This is a genomic window from Edaphobacter sp., assembly GCF_035532915.1.
GTDB lineage: Bacteria > Acidobacteriota > Terriglobia > Terriglobales > Acidobacteriaceae > Edaphobacter.
In genome coordinates this window covers 11930-32969 of the sequence record NZ_DATKQC010000045.1, presented here as the reverse complement: position 1 = coordinate 32969, position 21040 = coordinate 11930, and the positions used below count along the sequence as shown (strand labels likewise).

The following is a 21040-nucleotide window of genomic DNA, read 5'->3' as shown; positions in this document are numbered from 1 at the left end:
TGCGCGTCTTAGTCTCTGGCGCTGCGATGAGGTTTGGGGGTAGGCTCGACGGATGAAAGCTCTCGTTCGTGCTGCTGTTCCCATCGCCTATCTCTGCCTCTCCGGCTTTCTCTACGGACAGAGCAAACCTCCGGCGTCGCTTCTGGTGCTCTCAAAGCAGGAGCACAGCTTGAATGTTATCGACCCTTCGAGCCTGCGGGTGCTCGCGAAGGTGCCTGTGGGCAATGATCCTCACGAGATCATTGCGTCGGATGATGGGACAACGGCGTATGTCTCGAACTATGGATTTGGTGCGTACAACACGCTCACCATCGTTGATCTGGTGACGGATAAAAAGCTGCGAACGGTAGACCTTGGCCCGCTGCGGGGACCGCATGGGCTTGCGTTCGAGGGAGGCAAGACGTGGTTCACTGCGGAGGGCGCCAAAACGATCGGCCGCTACGATCCCGCTACCGGTAAGGTCGATTGGATTCTGGGTACAGGACAGAACCGTACTCACATGATCTACGTCTCAAAAGATGGACAGCGCATTGTCACGAGCAACGTCAACTCGGGGACGGTAAGCATCATCGGTCAGGAGCCGGTGCGGATGCCCGGACCGCCGCCCGGAGCCCGTGCACCTGGTGGAATACCACCGCCGCCGGGCGGGCCTGGCGGCATGGCTCGCACCGATTGGAACGAGACGTTGGTTCGCGTCGGGAATGGGTCGGAGGGCTTTGATATTTCTCCGGATGGCAAAGAGATCTGGGTTGCGAATGCGCAGGATGGCACGCTTTCGGTCATCAATTTTCATGAGAAGAAGGTGGTGGATACGCTAGCTATCAACGCTCAGGGAGCGAACCGGCTGAAATTCACATTGGACGGGAAGCGAGTGCTGGTGTCGAGCGGGCCGGAGCTTATCGTTCTAGATGCGAGTACGCGCAAGGTGGTGAAGCGCATTCCCATCGGTCATGGCTCGGGTGGAGTGTTGGTAGAGCCCGATGGTGCGCGCGCGTTTGTCGCATGCGGCCCTGATAACTATGTCGCGGTCATCGATCTCAAGACGCTTGCGGTGACAGGCCATATTCAGGTTGGTGGTGGACCCGATGGCATGGCGTGGGCTGTCAGACGCTGAGATTGCCTTGGGGAGAGGAGTTCGCGCGGGGAGCCAGTCGTGGTGCGTGTGCGATAGACTGGGCTCGTGTTTTTTTGCGGCGAAAGCTGTCGCTGAGCGAGTTGAAGGGGAAGAAGAGAGTGGCGGAAAAGATTGATGCACATCACCATCTTTGGCGGTATTCGCCGGAGGAGTATGGATGGATCGATGACGAGATGACAGCACTGCGCAGAGATTTTTTGCCGCAGGATTTAGTGCGCGAGATTGCAGCGGCGGGGATCGATGGCACGGTGGCGGTGCAGGCCCGGCAGACGATGGACGAGACCCGCTGGCTGTTGAAGATGGCCGATGAGTGCGAGGCGATTCGTGGCGTGGTGGGGTGGGCCCCAATTGCTGGCGAAGAGTTTCCTGGGGTGATGGAGGAGTTTGAGTTCAGGCCCAAGCTGAAGGGGCTGCGGCATGTGATTCAGGGGGAGAAGGACGAGAACTATATTCTGCGGGAGGACTTCAACTCCGGCATTCGCACGCTGCTGGGCAGTGGATTGGTGTACGACATCCTGATCTACGAGCGGCAGCTTCCGCAGGCGATTGAGTTTGTGGACGGGCATCCGCAGCAGGTGTTCGTGCTGGACCACATGGCCAAGCCGCTGATTCGCGAAGGTCTGCTGGAGCCCTGGGCGGCGCGGATGCGGGAGTTGGGCAAGCGCGAAAATGTCTGGTGCAAGGTATCGGGCCTGGTGACGGAGGCAGACTGGAAGACGTGGACGCCGGAGTCGCTGCGGCCCTATCTGGATGTGGTGGTGGAGGCGTTTGGGCCGGGCCGGTTGATGGCCGGGTCGGATTGGCCGGTCTGTCTGGTGGGATGTGAGTACGGGCACTGGTTCGATGGGCTGCGAACTTACTTCGCGGGCTTCAGCGAGACCGAGCGGGATGCCGTGTTTGGCGGGACGGCGACTGCGGTGTATGGGCTGGAGTAGATTTTATGAAAGACTATTTTTCTATTTGAAAATAGATTGATTGGAGCTTTTGATGAAGGCGTTTCGGATGGAGGGGCCTGAGGTCGCGGTTGTGGCCGAGGTCCCGGATATCGCAGTGCAGGCTGGCGAAGCTTTGCTGCGGGTGAAGATGGTGGGAATGTGCGGGACCGACCTGAATACGTTTCGCGGCCGCAATGCGATGGTCACGTTTCCGCGTGTGCCAGGGCATGAGGTCGCGGCAGAGGTCGTCGAAGGCGGTGGCGCTTTGGCGGCTGGAACACTGGTAACGATTTCGCCTTATACGAGTTGTGGGAGATGCGCTTCGTGCAAGCGCGGCAGAGTGAACGCCTGCCAGTTCAACGAGACGATGGGCGTGCAGCGTGATGGTGCGATGACGGAGTACATCAGCGTTCCGGTGGAGAAGCTGTACGCAGCGAAGCTGTCGATCAAAGAATTGTGTCTGGTCGAGCCATTGACGGTTGGCTTTCACGCGGCGGCGCGCGGACGGGTAAGCGCGGAGGACACGGTTGCCGTGTTTGGATGTGGCGGCGTGGGGCTTGGAGCGATTGCCTCGGCGGCGTTTCGCGGTGCGGAGACGATCGCGATCGACATGGACGACGCCAAGCTCGAGATCGCACGCAAGGCTGGCGCGAAGCATCTGATCCATTCGAAGAACGAAGATCTGCACGAGCGGCTGAGCGCCATTACAGGTGGGCATGGGCCGGATGTGATGATCGAGGCGATTGGGTTGCCGCAGACCTTTCGTGCGGCGGTGGAGGAGGTCGCCTTCACCGGGCGCGTGGTCTACATCGGCTATGCGAAGGAGCCGGTGGCGTATGAGACCCGGCTGTTCGTGCAGAAGGAGCTGGATGTGATGGGCAGCAGGAATGCGCTGCCAACGGATTTTCGCGAGGTGATCCGAATGCTGGAAGCAGGACGGTTTCCAGTAGAGGATGCGGTGAGCGCGGTGGTTCCGCTGGACGAAGCGGCGCGGATGCTGGGAGAGTGGAGCGCGGCACCCGGGAAGTTTACGAAGATTATGGTGGAGATTTAAAGCTTAGGAACAGAGTTCAGAATTGAGGAATTGAGATGCAGATTTCTACGCCGGTTGGCGGAAGCACGAAGACCGAAGATGGTAAGCAGTACCCGATGTTCCCCGTGGGACATCTGCTGCCGTTCATCTTTGTGACGGTGCTGTTTTTCCTGTGGGGGATGTCGAACAACCTGACCGACATCTTAGTACAGCAGTTCAGGAAGTCTTTCGAGCTGTCGCAGTTCAGCGCGCAGCTGGTGCAGACGGCGAACTTCTTCGGTTACTTCTGCATGGCGATTCCGGCGGCGCTGTTGATGCGCAAGTGGGGCTACAAGGCCGGAATGGTGACCGGGCTGGTCATCTTCGGGGCGGGGATGGTGCTGTTCTGGCCGGCGGCGGTGAGTGGGCAGTACTCGCTGTTTTTGATCGCGCTGTTTACGGTGGGCAGCGGAGCTTCGGTACTGGAGACGGCGGCAAACCCGTTCATCGCGCAGTTCGGCGACCCTCATACCTCAGAGCAGCGGCTGAATTTTTCGCAGGCGTTCAATCCTCCGGGGACGATTACCGGGGTGTTGATCGGCACTTACTTTATCTTCTCGGGCGTCGAGCCGAAGGCCCCGCAGATTGCGGCGATGAAGGTGGCGGGGACGTATCATGCCTATCTGCATGGCGAGATTATGCGGGTAGTGCCGACGTATCTGACGTTCGGCGTGGTGGTGCTGCTATGCGCGCTGATCCTCTCGCGGACGAAGTTTCCGGTGATGAAGTCGGAGCACGAGGGTGAAGGCGAGAACCACGGCAGCTTCGGAGAATTGCTTCGAGTTCCGGCGATCTGGATTGCTGTGGCAGCGAATTTCTGTAATGTAGGGGCGCAGATCTCCTCGTGGAGCAGCCTGATTCCTTATATGAAGCAATACACCGTCGTGAGCGAGCGGACCGCTGCACTCTATCTGCTGGCAACGCTGATTGCGATGGCAGCAGGAAGGTTTGTTTCGACTCCGTTGATGCGTTTCGTGCGTCCTAGCCGTATGCTCGCGGTTTATGGTGTTGCCAACGCGCTTCTGATGCTAGTGGCGGTCAATCGCCCAGGACTCATCGGGGCGTGGGGAATTGTGGCCAGCGGATTCTTCATCTCGATTATGTATCCCACGATCTTCGCTCTCGGCTTGAAAGGGTTGGGACGGAACACGAAGATCGGCGGCTCGTTGCTGGTGATGGCAATTGTCGGCGGTGCGATCTTTCCGCCGGTATCTGGATTGATTGCACGACAGACGGGAAGCGTAGCGCTGGGGTATCTGGTGCCAATGGTTGGCTTCTGCGGCGTGGCTCTCTATGGCTTCTACCAGTCGGCGCAGCGGAGCTTGCTTTCCGGGCCGGCCTACTGAGAAGCGTCCAGGCTAAAAGGGGCGCAGCTGAGGCTGCGCCCTTTCATTCTATGTATGGCGAATAGAACCCTGGCTTAGAAGTGGCGTAGCGGCTCGGAGGCGGCGGGGGGTTCCGTGGCGGCGCCAGGGTCGGTGCGCTCTACATTCTTTTCAAGAGAGCGGCTGACCATCTCGCGAGAGCCGAGGCCGACGGCGAGAGCGAGCGTGAGTACGATGCCGCCGAAGAGGATGCCGAAGGCCAACTCGACGATGGCCCCTCCGATCTCGAGGTGGTCGAGCACCATGGCTGCGGTGAGAACGAGAACGAGCCACTTGATGCCGAGTGAGAGGAAACGCGCGTACTGGAGGCGGGCGTTGACGGCGCCGATGAGGACTGATCGCTCCAGAAACCGGGCGATGAGGTTTCCAAGGATGAGAAGAACGATGGCGCCTACCGAGTGGGTGAGGTAGGGGAGCAGGAAGGTCGAGATCTGCGAACCGTTCGAGGAGGCGTCGAAGGCAGAGATGCCGATGATGAAGCCAAGGATGACACAGGCCCAGAATACGATGCGGGCGACGAGCAGCGTGGGGCTGCCGGAGGGAGACCAGTCGGAGAGCGCGTCGGTGGAGTTGCGGGCCATGCGCTCGTCGAATTTGGCAGAGACGAGGATGCGGCGCAGCATTGCAGCGAGAGCTGCGCCAACCAGGGCAAGCACGATGACCGCGACGAGTAGGGCGAGAAGGCCGGGGAGGAAGCTCGCGAGCTTGAAGAGCACACGGTGGGCGGACTGGCTTAGCGCGCTATGAACTTGTTGCCACATGGGGTCTTCTCCTTTGATACCAGCTACCAGATACGAGCTATCAACTTTTAGCCATTCGCTTCTGGCTGCTTGCTTATTGCTTTTGCCGGGACGTCGTCATGGGTTGAAGCGGTCGGGCCAGCGCCAGCGGGATACGAGATAGGGCTTGTCGGCCTCGAAGGCGGAGGCGAGGTCCTGAATATGTTTTTCGGGCGGCGTGCCGTTTCCGGTCAGAACGAGATGCGAGGCGACCCAGGCAAGATAGAGCGGCGTGAGCGCGCCGAGCAGGTGGCCGCGGTTGATGGTACGCAGGCGGTAGGCCAGGGCGAAGTCGTAGACGATGCGTGCCCACAGGCCGTCGGGCATGTTGAAGCTGTTCGCCGGTGTAACGGAGAGGCGCTTGAGGCCAAGCAGTGAGTTCGGCGGCAGAACCAGCGACCAGATTTCGTGCAGATTGGCGTAAGCGAGATGGAAGGCATCGAGCATAGGCGCGATGTCCGGACTTTCCGTAAGCGCTGCGGAGAGATCGACGGAAAGGGAGGGTTGGGCGCCGCGCGCTCGCTGCCAGAAGGCCGCCCTGGCATCGACTTCGGCGAAGAGCGAGCTGCCGATCTGGGCGAGCAGTGTATTGAGGTCGGCTGCTGCAGGCTGGGGTAGCACGCGGGAGCCGACGTCGACTTCGGCAATGGCGTAGTTCGCGCATGCAGCTTCGATGCATGGCCAGAGGAGGGCATCGCTCTGGTTCGTTGAGATGAACTTTTGCGAAGCTGCGGCAAGGCGCTCTGCCATGCGCAGGGAGAGGCCGAGATCGATAGCCAGAGGATAGCGGGAGCGCACGCAGAAGAGAGCTCGGGTGAGCGGATAGAGGATCGCAGAGTTGAACAGACCTTCGCGGGGACCGAGGTTGTAGCGGGCCACGGCGAGGTCGGCGTTCGAGCCAGTGACCGAGGCAGCGAGCGCGCGAATGGCTTCCGGGGTGAGCGATTGACATTCGGCGCCGAGCAGGAGACAGGCGCTGGCCTGGGTCTCCCCGGCTCCCTTGAAGGTGTTGAGATAGTCGGCTGCGGTGAGCACCCAGTTGGTGGTCGACGTAGCCGCCGGGGTGTAGGGGACAAGGTGGATGTTACCCGGCGTTGCATGCGTCGTTCCGTTAGGAGCGGCTGCTGGCGTGGCGACAAGCACGGTCTCGGTGGGGAAGGCTGCGGCGAGGCTCGCGAGCATGGTGTCAAACGATCCATCGGGCAACGGTGGAAGACTGACGAGGAGGCTGCCGGTTGTGATCGCGGCGGTCTGCTGTGCGGCGGCGTCGATGTGGGTTGGTATGGAGGCCATCTTATGTTTTGCGCTTTACCGGATACTTCCTTTTGGATGCTTCGAAGAGAGTTCGAAGAAGTCCATCTCAGAATAATTCCTTAGCTGCTGCGAAATGAAGCCTCCCGGTTAGTTGGGCGAAGGCCGTTCGATGTGGTCTACCACGTAAATCTCGACAGCTCCCTTCTGCGTCTTCAGTTTTAAGCCGAGCTGTTCTTGAAGAGCTGTGAAGAGCGACGGCCCCGTCGCATTGGTCTCGGGAGCCCATTTCACTGAGAAATCATATCTGTCGGTAAGACTCGTATTATCGACGACCTTGTTGCTTAACACATAGGAAAGCTCCTGCGCGAAATCGGACATGGTCATGTTTTTGGCTTCAATCTCCGTATCATCCCCTAAGCCGTGCATGTGCATGTAAGCACCGTCTTTAGAACTCTTCTGTAATTTGGGGCCGTTCTTACTGATATTCAGCGCAAAGACAGTGCCATTTTTTGTAATGGTATGAAGCTTGAGATGAAAACGCTCCTTAAGGATCGTCTGTAATCATAGCTGATAAAGCTCACTCCTCGCTTTCAGCAGAGCCGGCGTTAATTCATCTGCTGGGCGTTCTTTCAAGGGATCGTCCAGCTTTGCATCGATGTCGTACTTATCCGAGTCCAAGTTTCGAGGCATACCAGTTAACTGAAAAGGGCGGATACCATAGGCGCTTTGAACGAGAAAAGGGAGTGTCATGCTCTGCGCAATCATCTGGCCTCGCTCATAGTTGAGGGTTGAATAGATCGTTGACGGATCGCTGGGGTGGATGGAAACGACATCAAAGCGAGTGGGAGCACTGGCGGGGGCTGTCGCTGTTTGCGCGAGCCCTTGGATTGCAACTAAAGACAAGATCACTCGTGTTGCATAACCTGCCATCGATCGTTGCACGGATTCTCTCCTGAACTCTTCCAAAAGTCGCTTTCAGAGACATTGAAGAACCACGCTTTATGATCCCTCAGATATCTCTTTGGTCTGTGGATAGTCAGGTTACGGCAAGCTGCCCTCGCGTGGAAGGGTGAGGATGCCTGTGAGGGGGATGCGCACCCAGGCGGGCCGATTATTCAGTTCGTAGAGCAGTTCGTAAAGAGCTTTTTCCAGAAGATAAGCGTTGAGCAGGATGTGCGCCTGCGGTGGCTTCGGGATGAGGTTCGGGCTCGCGCTGATGACCTGGCGGTAGGCGTGGAGAAATTCAGCCGACACGGTATTCTGCCAGAGTCGCGCCCAGGCTTCAAGGTTGCGGGCATCGGCTTCGTTGTTGGGCGGACGGCGCTGGGTGAAGGCGTTGAGTCCGGCGTAGGCGGCGTAGCTGAAGGAGCGCAGCATTCCAGCGACGTCTTTCAGGGGGGACTGCTTGGCGCGGCGTTCGATGAGCGGGCGGGCGGGCTCGCCTTCGAAGTCGAGGATGACATAGTCGCCACGCGAGCGAAGGACCTGGCCGAGGTGATAGTCGCCGTGGATGCGGATGCGCTGCCCGGAGGCTCCGGGGGGTGACGAGGTGATGACGTTGGCGCGAGCGAAGAGGTCGATTCGACGGCTGAGGAGCAGGGCGGCGCTGTCGACGGTGGCATCGTCGGAGAGCTGTGACATGCCGCGCTTGAGCGCATCGAGGGTGCGCACAATCTGGGCGTCGATGCGGGTCGCGTCGGCTTCAAGGTCAGAGGGCGAAAAGGGTTCGGGAGAGAATGCGGCGTCTTCGGTCGTGGTGGCGAGCGCGAGGTGCATCTCGGCGGTGCGGCGGCCGAGCAGAGCGGCGGCGTCGAGATAGAGGCCGGCGTGTTCGTGGGCGATCTTGTGGGATTCGCTCTCTGCTTCTCTCTCGAGTGGATCGAGAAACGACGGTTGTTTGCCGGTATCGTGCAGCGGGTGGCTGGTGGAGGCGCTCTCGTAGTAGCGGGAGAGCTCATCGAGAGTCCACTGCCAGCCGTCGCCCTCGTTTTCGACGAGGCCCTGAAGCATGGCGATAGTGATGGGTTCGGAATTCTCTGCGGTGAGGCGAATGTTGCCGAGGAAGGGAGCGATGCGGGGAAAGTGCGCGGTCTCTGTGAGGAAGCGGCCGATCTCTGTGTCGGGATTTTCGCCCGGCTGGAGTCGGCGAAAGAGCTTCATGATGAGTTTGGCGTCGTAGAGGATGGAGGTGTTCGATTGCTCTGCGGAGCCAGTACGTGCGGGCAGATGGTCGATACCGCGAGCTTCAGAGAAGGCGGTGCTCTTCTGACCCTGAAGAACGCCGTGTTGAGAAGCGATATTGCTGCTGCTCTCGATCAGACTAAGCAGTGACTGGCGCAGGTCTTCGCGGGCTACGGCGTCATGCAAAATGGCGGGACCAGTCGGAGTGGTGAGGGTAGCGATGATGCTGCCGGGGTTGGCCATGCGAATGTTCTCGACCTCCTCGCCAGTGGAGATGGTAAGAGGAAGTTGATAGACATCTTTCGCTTCGCCTTCCGCTGCATTCTCGTAGGTGAGTTCCAGGAAGACAAGTGCCGCGTTGATACCGGGCAGCTGGACCCAATCGAGGACGCAGACGCTTTTGATGGTGCGGGACTTGGCTCCGAACCAGCGCTGGTGCGGAAGGTAAGTAGGAAGAATCTGCTGGAGCAGTTCGAGTCCCGTGCCGGTGAGCAGACCATCGAGAGTTGGACTGAGAAGCTGGAGGGTGCGTTCGCCTTCCTGAATGGCGATGGGTTCAGGCGCTTCGGCAGCGGGCTGAAGCTCGAGCCAGAGGAACGAATAGGGCGAAAGCGTGAGCGCGTATGGTTGTGCGGTGATGGCGGGGAAGGGAACATAGCCGAGCATCTCGACGGGAACCATATTCGCGAACTGCGAGAGATCGAGCGAGACTGGCTGGGCGAAGCGGGAGAGATTCGCGACGCAGAGAACGGTCTCCGGTGGTGTTCCGTCCTTGCGGTTATAGCGGCGGATGTAGGCGAGGACTTTGCGGTTCTCCGGATTGAGAAATTCGAGCGTGCCGCGACCGAAGACCTGGAAGAGCTTGCGCAGGGCGATCATGTTACGCGTCCAGTGGAGGAGTGAAGACTGGTCGCTGAGCTGGGCTTCGACATTGACGGCCTGATAGCCCCAGATCGGGTCCATGATGACGGGAGCGTAGAGCCTGGCGGGGACGGCGCGGGAGAAGCCGGCGTTACGGTCGGAAGTCCACTGCATGGGTGTGCGGACGCCGTTGCGGTCCCCAAGGTAAATGTTGTCGCCCATGCCGATCTCGTCGCCATAATAAAGGATAGGTGTGCCGGGGAAGCTAAAGAGGAGCGAGTTGAGCAGTTCGATGCGATGACGGTTGTTGTCGAGTAGAGGCGCGAGACGGCGGCGAATCCCTACGTTGATGCGCATACGCGGATCAGCGGAGTATGCGAGGTACATATAGTCGCGCTCATCGTTTGTGACCATCTCGAGCGTCAGTTCGTCGTGATTGCGAAGGAAGAGGCCCCACTGGCAGTTGTCCGGAATCTCCGGAGTTTGCGCCATGATGTCTGTAATGGGGAGGCGGTCTTCCTGCCGGAGCGCCATGTAGATGCGCGGCATTAGAGGGAAGTGGAAGGCCATGTGACACTCGTCGCCATTCCCGAAGTACGGACGTACGTCGGCGGGCCACATATTGGCTTCGGCGAGAATGGTGCGGTTTCCGTATTCAGCGTCGAGGACGGCGCGGATTTCTTTGATCTTGACGTGGGTTTCGGGGACGTTCTCGCAGCTGGTGCCGTCGCGTTCGATGAGATAGGGAATGGCATCGAGGCGGAGAGCATCGACTCCGAGATCGAGCCAGAAGCGCATGGCTGTGAGCACTTCTTCCATGACACGTGGGTTGTCGAAGTTGAGATCGGGCTGATGGGAGAAGAAACGGTGCCAGTAGTACTGTTGAGCGGCCTCATCCCAGGTCCAGTTTGATTTTTCGGTGTCGGTGAAGATGATGCGGACGCACTCAAAGAGCTTGTCGGTGTCGGACCACACATACATCTCGCGCTCGGGCGAGTCTTTGGGCGCGAGTCGCGCGGCCTGGAACCAGGGATGCTGGTCGGAGGTGTGGTTGATGACCAGCTCGATCATGACCTGCATGCCGCGCTGGTGGGCGGCATCGAGAAACTGTTTGAAGTCGTCGATGGTGCCGTAGCTGGGATTGACGTCGACGTAGTTGGCGATGTCGTAACCGTCGTCGCGCAGAGGCGAGGGAAAGAAAGGCAGCAGCCAGATGCAGGTGACGCCGAGGTCCTGCAAGTAATCGAGACGCGAGAGCAGGCCACCGAAGTCGCCGATGCCGTCGTTGTTGGAGTCGGCGAAGGCGCGGACGTGCAGCTCGTAGATGATCGCGTCTTTGTACCAGAGAGGATCGCTGGCGCTACCGGATTTCTTCACTCGGTTATCTCCGCCTGTTCAGGTGCTGAGGTGAGTTTAGTATCGTTTCCATTGTCGAGCTCGCGAACGATGCGGAAGATATGTGCCGGCAACACGTCGGGCCGCAGCGCGACGTAGTTGCTGCGACCGTGCCACTGATAATGGATTCCAGTGAGCAGATCTTCAACGTCGAATGCTTGACCGTGGCCGATGGCGAGGTGCTTCAGGTCGAGGTCGATCCAGCCGGCCTGCTCTTCCCTGGGATCGAGATTGATCGCAACCATGATGACATTATTCCCTGCGATTTTGCTGTAGCAGAGGACGTGTGGGTTATCGACTGGATGAAAGTGAAGCGAGCCATCGCTTTGCAGTGCCGGATTCTCGCGCCGGATCTGATTGAGGCGTGTGATGAGTGGCGCGAGAGAGTGAGGCGCGGTACGGTCCCATCGACGGATCTCATATTTTTCACTGTTTAGATATTCTTCGCTGCCTGACTTTGCGGGCAGGTTCTCGCCCAGTTCGAAGGCGGGTCCATAGATGCCGTAGTTGGCAGCAAGCGTGGCTGCGAGGATAACGCGCTGCATGAAGGCGGGACGTCCGCCGTTCTGAAGCGTTGCGTGGAGAATATCCGGCGTGTTGGGCCAGAGGTTGGGGCGGAAGAAATCGGCGACGGGCGGCTTGGTGATCTCTTCGAAATACTGCTGCAATTCGGCGCTGGTATTGCGCCATGTGAAGTATGTGTAGGACTGGGTGAATCCGGCCTTGGCTAGCGAGTACATCACGTGAGGACGTGTGAAGGCTTCTGCGAGGAAGATTGCGCCGGGATGTTTTTTGTGAATCTCCGCAATGCACCACTCCCAGAATGGCAATGCCTTGGTATGTGGATTGTCGACGCGGAAAATCTGTACCCCGTGCTGAATCCAATAATCGAAGACATCGTGGAGAGCCTGCCAGAGGGCGCGCCAACTTGAGGACTCGAAGTTCAGTGGGTAGATGTCTTGATATTTTTTGGGTGGATTCTCCGCATATTGAATGGAGCCGTCGGGACGCTTGATGAACCAGTCAGGATGTTCCGTGACCCAGGGATGATCGGGGGAGCACTGGAAAGCGATATCGAGCGCGAGCTCCAGGCCGTGCGTGTGAGCTGTGGCAACGAGATGCTCGAAGTCGGCAAGTGTGCCGAGTTGTTTGTGGATCGCCGTGTGACCGCCATCTTTCGCTCCGATGGCCCAGGGACTGCCGGGCTCGCCCTTCGATGCGACGACGTTGTTGTTGGGCCCTTTGCGAAATGAGTCGCCGATGGGATGGATCGGAGGGAGATAAAGAACATCGAAGCCCATCGCGGCGATTTCGGGAAGCAGTGCCTCAACGTCTGCGAAGGTGCCATGTCGGGATGGATCGGAGGAAGCTGAGCGGGGAAAAAGTTCGTACCAGGTGGAGAAACGTGCGCGTTCGCGGTCTATCCAAAGAGAAAGTTTCTGATGGTATCGCGTTGCGAGAACGAGGTCAGGATATCGATTTACGATTTCAACAAGGTTATCCAACTCCTCCCCAATGGGATCTTTGGCCAGGTCGGCCATCTCTTGAAGCGATGCCAGGGCCTTCGTAAGAAGCTTGGCATCTGCTCCTTTTGCGCGAGTCGCCGCATCTTTCAGGAGCAATGCTCCAGTGCGTAGCGCCAGCGGAATATTCTGGTCCGTGGAGGCGTCGCCTGCTGCGGGGTCATGCTGAGCTGCGAGGCGTTTTCTGAGGTCGCTATGCCATGTACCAAAGTGATCGACCCAGGCCTCGACGGTGTAGTTCCACATGCCAGGTCTGTCGACGATAAACGAAGCCGACCACAGATCGTTAGTGAGTGACGTTATCGCTGTCGATCGCCACGTTCTGTCGTTCTCGTGCCGAAAAAGCAGTCGTCCGGAGATATGGTCGTGCCCATCGGCAAAAATAGCTGCGGTCACGGTAACAGTGTCACCCAGTATGCGCTTGGTGGGGTATCGGCCACAGCCAACTTGTGGTTCGACGTCTTCAATGATTACGCGCTTGCGACCTTCAACAGGTTTCATTCAGCTCAATTCCAAAAATCGTTTCGTATTTAGTTTCGACGGACGACGGGCTGTCTGCATCCTACCTCTTGAGAGTCAAGCCCTGACTAAAGAGATGCAGCCTGGTCTCTCTACGTTGCTGAGGTTGCCGACGAACAGAGGGCCACTGTCAGAGAGGCAAGGTCGCATGGCAGGACGAAAGAAGAGTGAGAAGCTACCATTGCACGGTGCAAGGATTGAAGATTACTGCCTGATTGGAGATTGCGAGACGGCAGCGCTGGTCTCTCGCGAAGGATCGATTGACTGGCTGTGCTGGCCAACATTCTCATCGGGTGCATGTTTTGCGGCGTTGATGGGAACGCAGGACCATGGATTCTGGAAGATAGCCCCGGCGAGTAAAGTAAAGGCAATTCGGCGGCAGTATAGAGCCCATACCTTGGTGGTGGAGACGACGTTCGAAACCGCGAAGGGCGAGGTATGTGTCACCGACTTTATGCCGCCGCGAGATGAGCATTCAAGCATTGTGAGGATTGTGCGCGGCGTTCGCGGAGATGTTGCGATGCGCATGGATCTCGCGCTTCGCTTCGACTATGGGCGCACAACTCCCTGGGTGACCAGCATGAAGGGGGAGTGGCGAGCCGTGGCAGGTCCTGACATGGTTGTGCTGCAGACGAAGGCTCCCCTTTGCGGCAAGGCCATGACGACGGTCAGTGAATTCAGTGTAAAGGCGCATGAGTCAGTGACCTTCACGTTGACCTACCTTTCGTCGTTGGCTACCGTTCCACCTGAGATTCTGCCTGACAAGGCATTGGCAGAGACGCAGAGGTTATGGACAGAATGGGTGCATCGCAACCAATATAGCGGCCCCTACAAGGAGGCAATCGAGCGATCGTTAATTACGTTGAAAGCCTTGTCGTATCAGCCCTCTGGAGGAATTGTCGCGGCGGTGACAACTTCTCTGCCGGAGAAAATCGGCGGCGTGCGCAACTGGGATTATCGCTACTGCTGGCTGCGTGACACGGCGTTCACGCTCATGGTTCTGATGCTCGCGGGGTACGAAGAAGAGGCGATTGCGTGGCGAAGGTGGCTGCTGCGCGCCGTTGCCGGTGCTCCTGATCAGATCCAGACGATTTACGGAATATGGGGGGAGCGCCAGCTTTTAGAGTGGGAGGCGCCGTGGCTGCCCGGCTATGAAAACTCGAAGCCGGTACGCATCGGCAATGCTGCCGCTGGTCAATTTCAATTGGATGTATTTGGTGAGGTGGCTGCGGCGCTGGCGCGTACCCCAGAGGCCGAACAGAGCATCCGCGTTCCAGCGACAGCACTTCAGGCTTCGCTGGTCGATCATCTGTGCGAGGTATGGCGGGAGCCTGATGAAGGAATATGGGAGACGCGAGACGGCCGAAAGCACTTCACTTACTCAAAGGTAATGGCGTGGGTGGCCTTGGACCGTGCGATTAAGCACCACGACGAGTTTGACGGCGGCGGAGACGTCAAGCGATGGAGAAAGATACGGAAGGAGATTCATGATGAAGTGTGTGTAAAGGGCTTCAATAAAAAATTGAACAGCTTTGTGCAGTCCTACGGCTCGAAGCAGCTTGATGCGTCCTGCCTGAGGATTGTGATGGTGGGATTTCTTCCGCCGGACGATCCGCGTATTCGCGGAACCGTCGAGGCGATCGAGCAACGCTTGATGATAGGCGGCTTCGTGCAGCGGTATGACACGAAGATCAGTGATGATGGTTTGCCTGCGGGCGAAGGGGTTTTTCTGGCGTGCAGCTTCTGGATGGTGACCAATCTGTGGCTCATCGGACGCAAAGGCGAAGCGATCGCTCTTTATGAGCGCCTGCTTAAACTACGCAACGATGTGGGACTGCTGTCAGAGGAATATGATCCTGTTCGTAAGCGTCTTCTAGGGAATTTTCCGCAGGCCTTGACGCATATCGCTCTTCTGCATGCGGCCTATGCGATCTCAGGAAAGTGGCGTCCCGAGGGATGTGAATAGCTGCATGGTTGTTGCAGGAAGATCGTACAACCAAACCTTTCCAAAGAGTGTCTAAAAAGGGACTGCCATATCCGGCCATAACTGTTTCTTTTGAGGGTAATGTTTGCGTATTCCCGGCTCTACCTATCGTTTGCAACTGCATCAGGGCTTTACATTCGACGATGCTGCAAGTATTGCAGAGTACCTGCGGGAACTCGGAGTAACGCATGTCTACTGTTCGCCTTATCTTCAAGCGGCGCCGGACAGCAAGCACGGGTATGACGTTGTCGATCATCAGAAGGTGAACGAAGAGTTGGGTGGCGCTGAGGGGCACGCCCGCTTCTGCGCAAAACTGGGCGAGGTCGGTTTGGGGCAGGTGCTGGACGTGGTGCCGAACCACATGGCACTGGGGAAAGAAAATCGTTACTGGTGGGATGTGCTGGAGAACGGAACTTCGAGCCGGTATGCCTCCTTCTTCGATATTGACTGGCAGCCACAGGAGGAGCGCCTGCGTGACAAGGTGCTGGTGCCGGTGCTTTCGGACCAATATGGAAGAGTGTTGCAAGCGGGCGGCATCAAGGTATCGCGGCGCGGCGGAAGGTTTCTGGTGGAATGCGCCGGACAGACGTTTCCTGTTTCTCCTCCTTCGCTTCCCGTGATTCTTGCTCGCGCCGCCGAGTATGCAAAATCGGACACGCTGAATTTCCTCGCGGCGTCGTTCGGGCGGCTGCCAACACCGGCATATGTCGATCGTCGCACCACCATCGCGCGCCATCGCGATAAGGTAGTGCTCTTCACTCTGCTCGGTAGATTGTGCGCGGAAGAGCCTGAGGTGTGCAGCGCCATCGATCGCTCTATCGAAGATTTAAATGGGCATCTGGATACGCTCGACGACTTTCTCAATCAGCAGAATTACAGGCTTTCGTATTGGAAGACCGCCGACCAGCAGCTTGGGTACCGCAGGTTTTTCGATGTGAATTCACTGATTGGACTGCGCGTAGAACGCGAGCACGTGTTTGAAGAGACGCACGCTCTGGTGCTGGATTGGTTGCAGCAGGGCATTCTGGATGGTGTGAGGGTCGATCATCCTGATGGCCTACGGGATCCCCTCGAATATCTGCAACGTCTGCGCGAACGCGCTCCTGATGCCTGGATTATCGGCGAGAAGATTCTTGAGCATGGAGAGTTTCTGCGCGAAAGCTGGCCCATTGAGGGAACGACGGGCTACGACTTCCTGAACGTCGCCGCAGGGACCTTGGTATCGCCGGAGGGCGTGGAGGAACTGGATAAGGTCTATCAGACCTTTCTGGAGCGTGATTTTGCCGGGAAGCTTACCAACTTCCAGCTCATTGCACACGACAGAAAAGTCAGTGTTACCCAGGAGGGCCTGGGCAGCGATGTGAACCGGCTGACGAGCATGTTTGTGGAGATATGCGAAGCCAATCGCAATCAGCGAGATTACACGCGGGCAGAGATACGACGCGCAATTCGCGAGATCGCTGCGTGCTTCGCGATCTATCGTACCTACGTCGTGCCGGCGCGCGACGAGATCACCGATGAAGACCGCGCCTACATCTCTCATGCGGCAGAATATGCCAAGCAGGAGCGGCAGGACATTGATGGCGGGCTCTTCGACTTTCTTCGCGATGTGCTGACCATGCGGGTGACGGGTAAGCAGGAGGGCGAGTTCCTGCTGAGGTTTCAACAGTTCACCGGTCCGGTGATGGCTAAAGGCGTAGAAGACACGGCCTTGTATTGCTATAACCGGCTGTCCGCGATGAATGAAGTTGGTGGCGATCCGGGAAGTAACGGTTTGAGTGTGGCGGAGTTTCACGCCTACTGCGAAAAGATGCAGGCGACGCACCCTTTGACCATGACGACGCTCTCTACGCACGATACAAAGCGCAGCGAAGATGTCAGGGCGAGAATCGAGGTGCTGTCGGAGATGCCCGGGAGGTTCGGCACGGCGATCCATCGCTGGGCTCGGATGAACAATGGGTTTCGCACCCCGAGGGCTGGCGCGAGTGCAATGCCCGACCGCAATACGGAGTATCTGTACTACCAAACGCTCATCGGCGCGTGGCCGATCTCGATCGAACGAGCGCAGGCCTACATGTTGAAGACTGCGCGCGAGGCAAAACAGGAGACGACGTGGACGGCGAACAACAAAGAATTTGAGGATGCGCTGGCAAAGTTCATCGCTGGGACGCTAGAGCACGCACCGTTTGTGCGGGAGCTGGAACAGTTTGTCGACAAGGTCAAGGACGCGGGCCGCGTGAACTCGCTGGCACAATCGCTGATGAAATATACAGCGCCGGGAGTTCCGGATACCTATCAGGGGACTGAGATATGGGATTTGAGCCTGGTCGATCCGGACAACCGTCGGCCAGTCGATTACCAACTGCGTATTGCCTTGATGAAGGACCTTGAGAAGCTGCACGGAGACAATATCGCGGCCCTGGTAATGGCACGTGCTGAGGAAGGTCTCCCGAAGATGTGGGTGGTTCATCATGCACTGCGATTGCGGCGCGAGCGGCCGGAGTGGTTTAGCGCAGAGGCTGCCTATACGCCGCTACTTGCGGAAGGACCAAAGTGCGATCACGTCATCGCCTATCTGCGTGGAGATTCGCTCGCCGTCGTAGTGCCCAGACTGACAGTGAAGTTGGGGGGGGCGTGGAAAGAGACGAGCATCATGCTTCCCAAGGGGAGATGGCTCAATCTTCTGACCAAGTTGGAGATCGATGGCGGAAGAGTCGCGATCAGAAGTTTGCTGAACAGTTTTCCGGTGGCGCTGCTTGTACGCAAGGATGACGGCAAGGAGCAGAGCAATGCATAGATTTACCGTTTGGGCGCCTAATGCGAACAAGATGTCTGTGAAGATCGGCGACGCATGGCACCCCATGAGCGGACCGGATGAGGCGGGGTGGTGGAATGCGTCGGTGGAATCGGCCGGCAACAACACGGACTATGCCTTCATGCTGGACGACGACGCAACCCCCTATCCTGATCCACGCGGACCGTGGCAGCCGCATGGAGTTCACGGACCGTCGCGGGTCTACGATCATGATGCTTTCGTGTGGAACGACAACCGCTGGCAGGGGCCACCGCTCTCGGGTGCTGTTATCTACGAGATGCATGTGGGTACTTTCACTATCGCAGGAACATTTGAAGCGGCGATTGAACGGCTCAACTATCTTTTTGAGCTGGGGATTACGCACATCGAGTTGATGCCCGTCGTCGCCTTTCCTGGAAAGTTTGGCTGGGGCTATGACGGCGTCGCGTTGTTTGCGGTCAACGATCTTTACGGTGGCCCGAACGGACTAAAGAGATTTGTAGATGCGTGTCACTCGCGTGGCCTTGCGGTCCTGATGGATGTGGTCTACAACCACTTTGGCCCGGTAGGAAACTACACAACGAAGTTTGGGCCGTATCTGACGCACCGGCACAATACGCCGTGGGGCGACGCCGTCAACTTTGAAGAGGCAGGTGCGGACGAGGTGCGGCGGTTCTTCTGCGACAACGCGCTGATGTGGATGCGCGATTATCACGTAGATGGGCTGCGGCTGGATGCGGTGCACGAGTTTATGGATCGGTCGGCGATTCATTTTATGGAGCAGCTCTCGGCGGAGGTCGAGATCCTGTCTTCGACGCTTGAGCGGAAGCTGGTGCTGATTGCAGAGAGTGATCTGAACGATCCGAAAATGGTAACGCCTCGTGAAGCGGGCGGCTACGGCATGGACGCGCAATGGAGCGACGACTTTCACCATGCGCTGTTCACCATTCTGAACGTTGAAGTTGAGGGCAAGGGCTACTACGTCGATTTTGGATCCTTCGAGCGACTGGCAAAGGCCCTTACGGCGGTGTTTGTCTACGATGGCGTTTACTCCCGCTACCGGCGGCATACGCACGGGCGTCCTGTGAATGGGCTGTCCGCTCATCACTTCATCGGGTTCATTCAGAACCATGATCAGGTAGGCAATCGCGCAACGGGTGATCGGCTGGAACAAATCGTCGGCGTCGCGCGTGCAAAGGTTGCAATCGGCATTGTTCTGATGTCGCCTTTTGTCCCTCTGCTATTTCAGGGAGAGGAGTTTGCGGCCTCATCCCCGTTTCAATACTTCGCCGAACACGATGAGCCTGCGATGGCCATTGCAGTGAGAGAGGGAAGAAAGAGGGAGTTTGCTGCCTTTGGGTGGAACCCGGATGAAATTCCGAACCCGGACGAGGCAGAGACCTTCGGGCGGTCGAAGCTGAACTGGGATGAGATTCATGATGGTAAGCACGGAGAGATGCTGGAATGGGTCCGCCAGCTTATTCATCTGCGGCGCCATACTCCCTGCTTGAATGACGGTGATCTGAACCACCTCAAAGTCAAGTTTGACGAAGACAAGCAATGGCTGACAATGGATCGCGGCGAGGTGCGAGTCTTATGCAATCTGGGACAAGAAGCCGTCGAACTCGATAGCCCGCACGGATTTTCTCCGCTGCTGTCCTCTCGGAATGATATTCAGGTCGTCAATGGCAAAGTGCTGCTGCCGCAGGACAGTATCGTTATTCTTTCCGCAAAAACAGCGTAGAGGTGGCCAATGATCAGCATTTGCGCTCGGGGATTGGCGCAATTAAGCGTGTCTTAAGCCACCCCTCGTATCCTCATCTTGGCGTCGCTTGTTCCAGACACGAAATCACCTTAATTTAGGAAACTTTTGGGGTACTGGTTCGTCTTCCACTAGAGACGACAACTTCCCACGGGCTGGCGCAGGCCACCCGCATGTTTAGCAATTGCAAGACATACAAGGACGACCACAATGGTTATCAGGCTTGGAATCTTCCGGGCATTAATAGTTGGCGCGACTCTGCTGCTTCCCGTGGCTGGGTTGACTATGTCTTCCACGGCTATCTGGGCGCAGGTCGCTGCCGGGCCAAAGATTGGTACGGTGGCCACTATCTCCGGCTCAGCGATTACCCTGACGACCGACAGCAAACAGCAGATTACAGTTACCGTTGACGAAGGCGCTCGCGTTCTCCAGCTTGCGCCGGGCAGCAAAGATCTGAAGTCTGCGCAGACGATCACGCTGGGCGATATTGCAAAGGGAGACCGGATTCTGGTCTCAGGCAAGCCTGGCAGCGATGCCACGTCGTTCATGGCATCCCGCGTCATCCTCATGAAGGCCCAGGACATTGCGCAGCAGCACGCGAAAGAAGAGGCCGACTGGCATACGCGTGGAACCGGCGGATTGGTAAGCGCGGTCGACGAAGGAACCGGGGCAATCACCGTGTCGATCGGCGCAAAGAAGGTGGCCGTTCAAACATCGAGCGCTACGAAGTTCCGCCGCTATGCCGGCGGTTCCGTGAAGTTTGAGGACGCGCAATCCAGTACGCTCGCGGAGATACACGCCGGCGATCAGGTGCGAGTGCTTGGAATGAAATCCGCCGACGGCTCCTCCATTCAAGCGGAGATTGTCGTGAGCGGTTCGTTCCTGCATTTGGCCGGGACCATCGCCACCATCGCCGCCGCGAATGGGACGTTCACGATTAAGGATCTCGCCACCAAGAAGACGATGACCGTCCAGGTGACGGCGGACTCGAATGTCCGCAAACTGCCGCCACAGGCGGCGGCAAGGTTTGCCACGCGGGCAAAGGGGGATGCCTCAGCGGGGCATCCCGGCGGCGCTCGGCCGGCGGCGACGGCGGAAGGGGCATCGGACTCGCAGGGCGGGGAAGAGCAGCGACGATCTGCCGGTATGGATCTGTCGCAGATGTTGAGTAGGCTGCCCACGGAGAGCCTCTCCGATCTTAAAGTGGGCGATGCAGTAATGATTGTGGCGTCGCAGCAAACCCCTGGAAGCCCCGACGTATCGGCGGTGACGCTCCTGTCCGGTGTCGAGCCGATTCTGTCCGCGACACCGAAGGGTGCGGCTGCCATGAATCTCTCGCCCTGGCAAGTTGGTGGCGGCGAACCTGACGCTGGGGGCGGCTCGCCACAATAGTGGCTTCGCCCAGAAGCAGTAACGCGGTATTTTCTTTGAGGAGTAGTAATGTCATTTCGCTCAGCTTTA

12 protein-coding genes and 1 pseudogene are annotated in these 21040 nt (G+C 58.0%); 8 read left to right on the top strand and 5 right to left on the bottom strand.

Annotation, left to right across the window (positions count from 1 at the left end):
• The first annotated feature begins 52 nt into the window (after positions 1 to 52).
• The 4 genes from VMU57_RS02335 to fucP all read left to right on the top strand — a co-directional run bounded on the left by VMU57_RS02335 (position 53) and on the right by fucP (position 4488).
• Positions 53 to 1114, top strand: a complete 1062-nt coding sequence (locus tag VMU57_RS02335) for a YncE family protein (RefSeq protein ID WP_325380391.1) — start codon at positions 53 to 55, stop codon at positions 1112 to 1114.
• A gap of 119 nt (positions 1115 to 1233) precedes the next feature.
• Positions 1234 to 2070, top strand: coding sequence for an amidohydrolase family protein (locus tag VMU57_RS02330; RefSeq protein WP_325380389.1), 837 nt, complete (start codon positions 1234 to 1236; stop codon positions 2068 to 2070).
• A 52-nt stretch (positions 2071 to 2122) separates the two neighbouring features.
• Complete coding sequence (locus VMU57_RS02325) at positions 2123 to 3124, top strand: zinc-binding alcohol dehydrogenase family protein (protein ID WP_325380387.1); 1002 nt, start codon at positions 2123 to 2125, stop codon at positions 3122 to 3124.
• A gap of 35 nt (positions 3125 to 3159) precedes the next feature.
• Positions 3160 to 4488, top strand: coding sequence for an L-fucose:H+ symporter permease (fucP, locus tag VMU57_RS02320; protein ID WP_325380385.1), 1329 nt, complete (start codon positions 3160 to 3162; stop codon positions 4486 to 4488).
• A 74-nt stretch (positions 4489 to 4562) separates the two neighbouring features.
• Here fucP and VMU57_RS02315 read toward each other — a convergent pair whose 3' ends face one another.
• The 5 genes and pseudogenes from VMU57_RS02315 to VMU57_RS02295 all read right to left on the bottom strand — a co-directional run bounded on the left by VMU57_RS02315 (position 4563) and on the right by VMU57_RS02295 (position 13021).
• Positions 4563 to 5288: a hypothetical protein gene (locus VMU57_RS02315; protein WP_325380383.1), complete on the bottom strand. Its 726-nt coding sequence runs from the start codon at positions 5286 to 5288 to the stop codon at positions 4563 to 4565.
• Positions 5289 to 5384: 96 nt separating this feature from the next.
• The gene (locus VMU57_RS02310) at positions 5385 to 6599 is read right to left on the bottom strand and encodes a hypothetical protein (protein ID WP_325380381.1); all 1215 of its coding nucleotides are present in this window, start codon (positions 6597 to 6599) and stop codon (positions 5385 to 5387) included.
• Positions 6600 to 6707: 108 nt separating this feature from the next.
• A pseudogene (locus VMU57_RS02305) lies at positions 6708 to 7490 on the bottom strand (TIGR03435 family protein).
• A gap of 111 nt (positions 7491 to 7601) precedes the next feature.
• Positions 7602 to 10979, bottom strand: a complete 3378-nt coding sequence (gene treS / locus VMU57_RS02300) for a maltose alpha-D-glucosyltransferase (RefSeq protein WP_325380379.1) — start codon at positions 10977 to 10979, stop codon at positions 7602 to 7604.
• A complete protein-coding gene (locus VMU57_RS02295) occupies positions 10976 to 13021 on the bottom strand; it encodes an alpha-1,4-glucan--maltose-1-phosphate maltosyltransferase (protein WP_325380377.1) in 2046 nt (681 codons plus the stop codon). The genes treS and VMU57_RS02295 overlap by 4 nt, the downstream gene beginning before the upstream one ends.
• A gap of 166 nt (positions 13022 to 13187) precedes the next feature.
• Here VMU57_RS02295 and VMU57_RS02290 point away from each other — a divergent pair, with 166 nt between their 5' ends.
• From VMU57_RS02290 to VMU57_RS02275, 4 genes are all read left to right on the top strand, one after another.
• Positions 13188 to 15005, top strand: coding sequence for a glycoside hydrolase family 15 protein (locus VMU57_RS02290; protein ID WP_325380375.1), 1818 nt, complete (start codon positions 13188 to 13190; stop codon positions 15003 to 15005).
• 103 nt (positions 15006 to 15108) lie between these two features.
• On the top strand, positions 15109 to 17820 hold the full coding sequence (treY, locus tag VMU57_RS02285) for a malto-oligosyltrehalose synthase (RefSeq protein ID WP_325380373.1): 2712 nt from the start codon (positions 15109 to 15111) through the stop codon (positions 17818 to 17820).
• Entirely contained in the window at positions 17813 to 19561 is a 1749-nt protein-coding gene (treZ, locus tag VMU57_RS02280; protein ID WP_325380371.1) for a malto-oligosyltrehalose trehalohydrolase, read from the top strand. Before treY ends, treZ begins: the two co-directional genes overlap by 8 nt.
• Positions 19562 to 19789: 228 nt before the next feature.
• Positions 19790 to 20971, top strand: coding sequence for a DUF5666 domain-containing protein (locus VMU57_RS02275; RefSeq protein ID WP_325380369.1), 1182 nt, complete (start codon positions 19790 to 19792; stop codon positions 20969 to 20971).
• Positions 20972 to 21040: the final 69 nt, after the last annotated feature.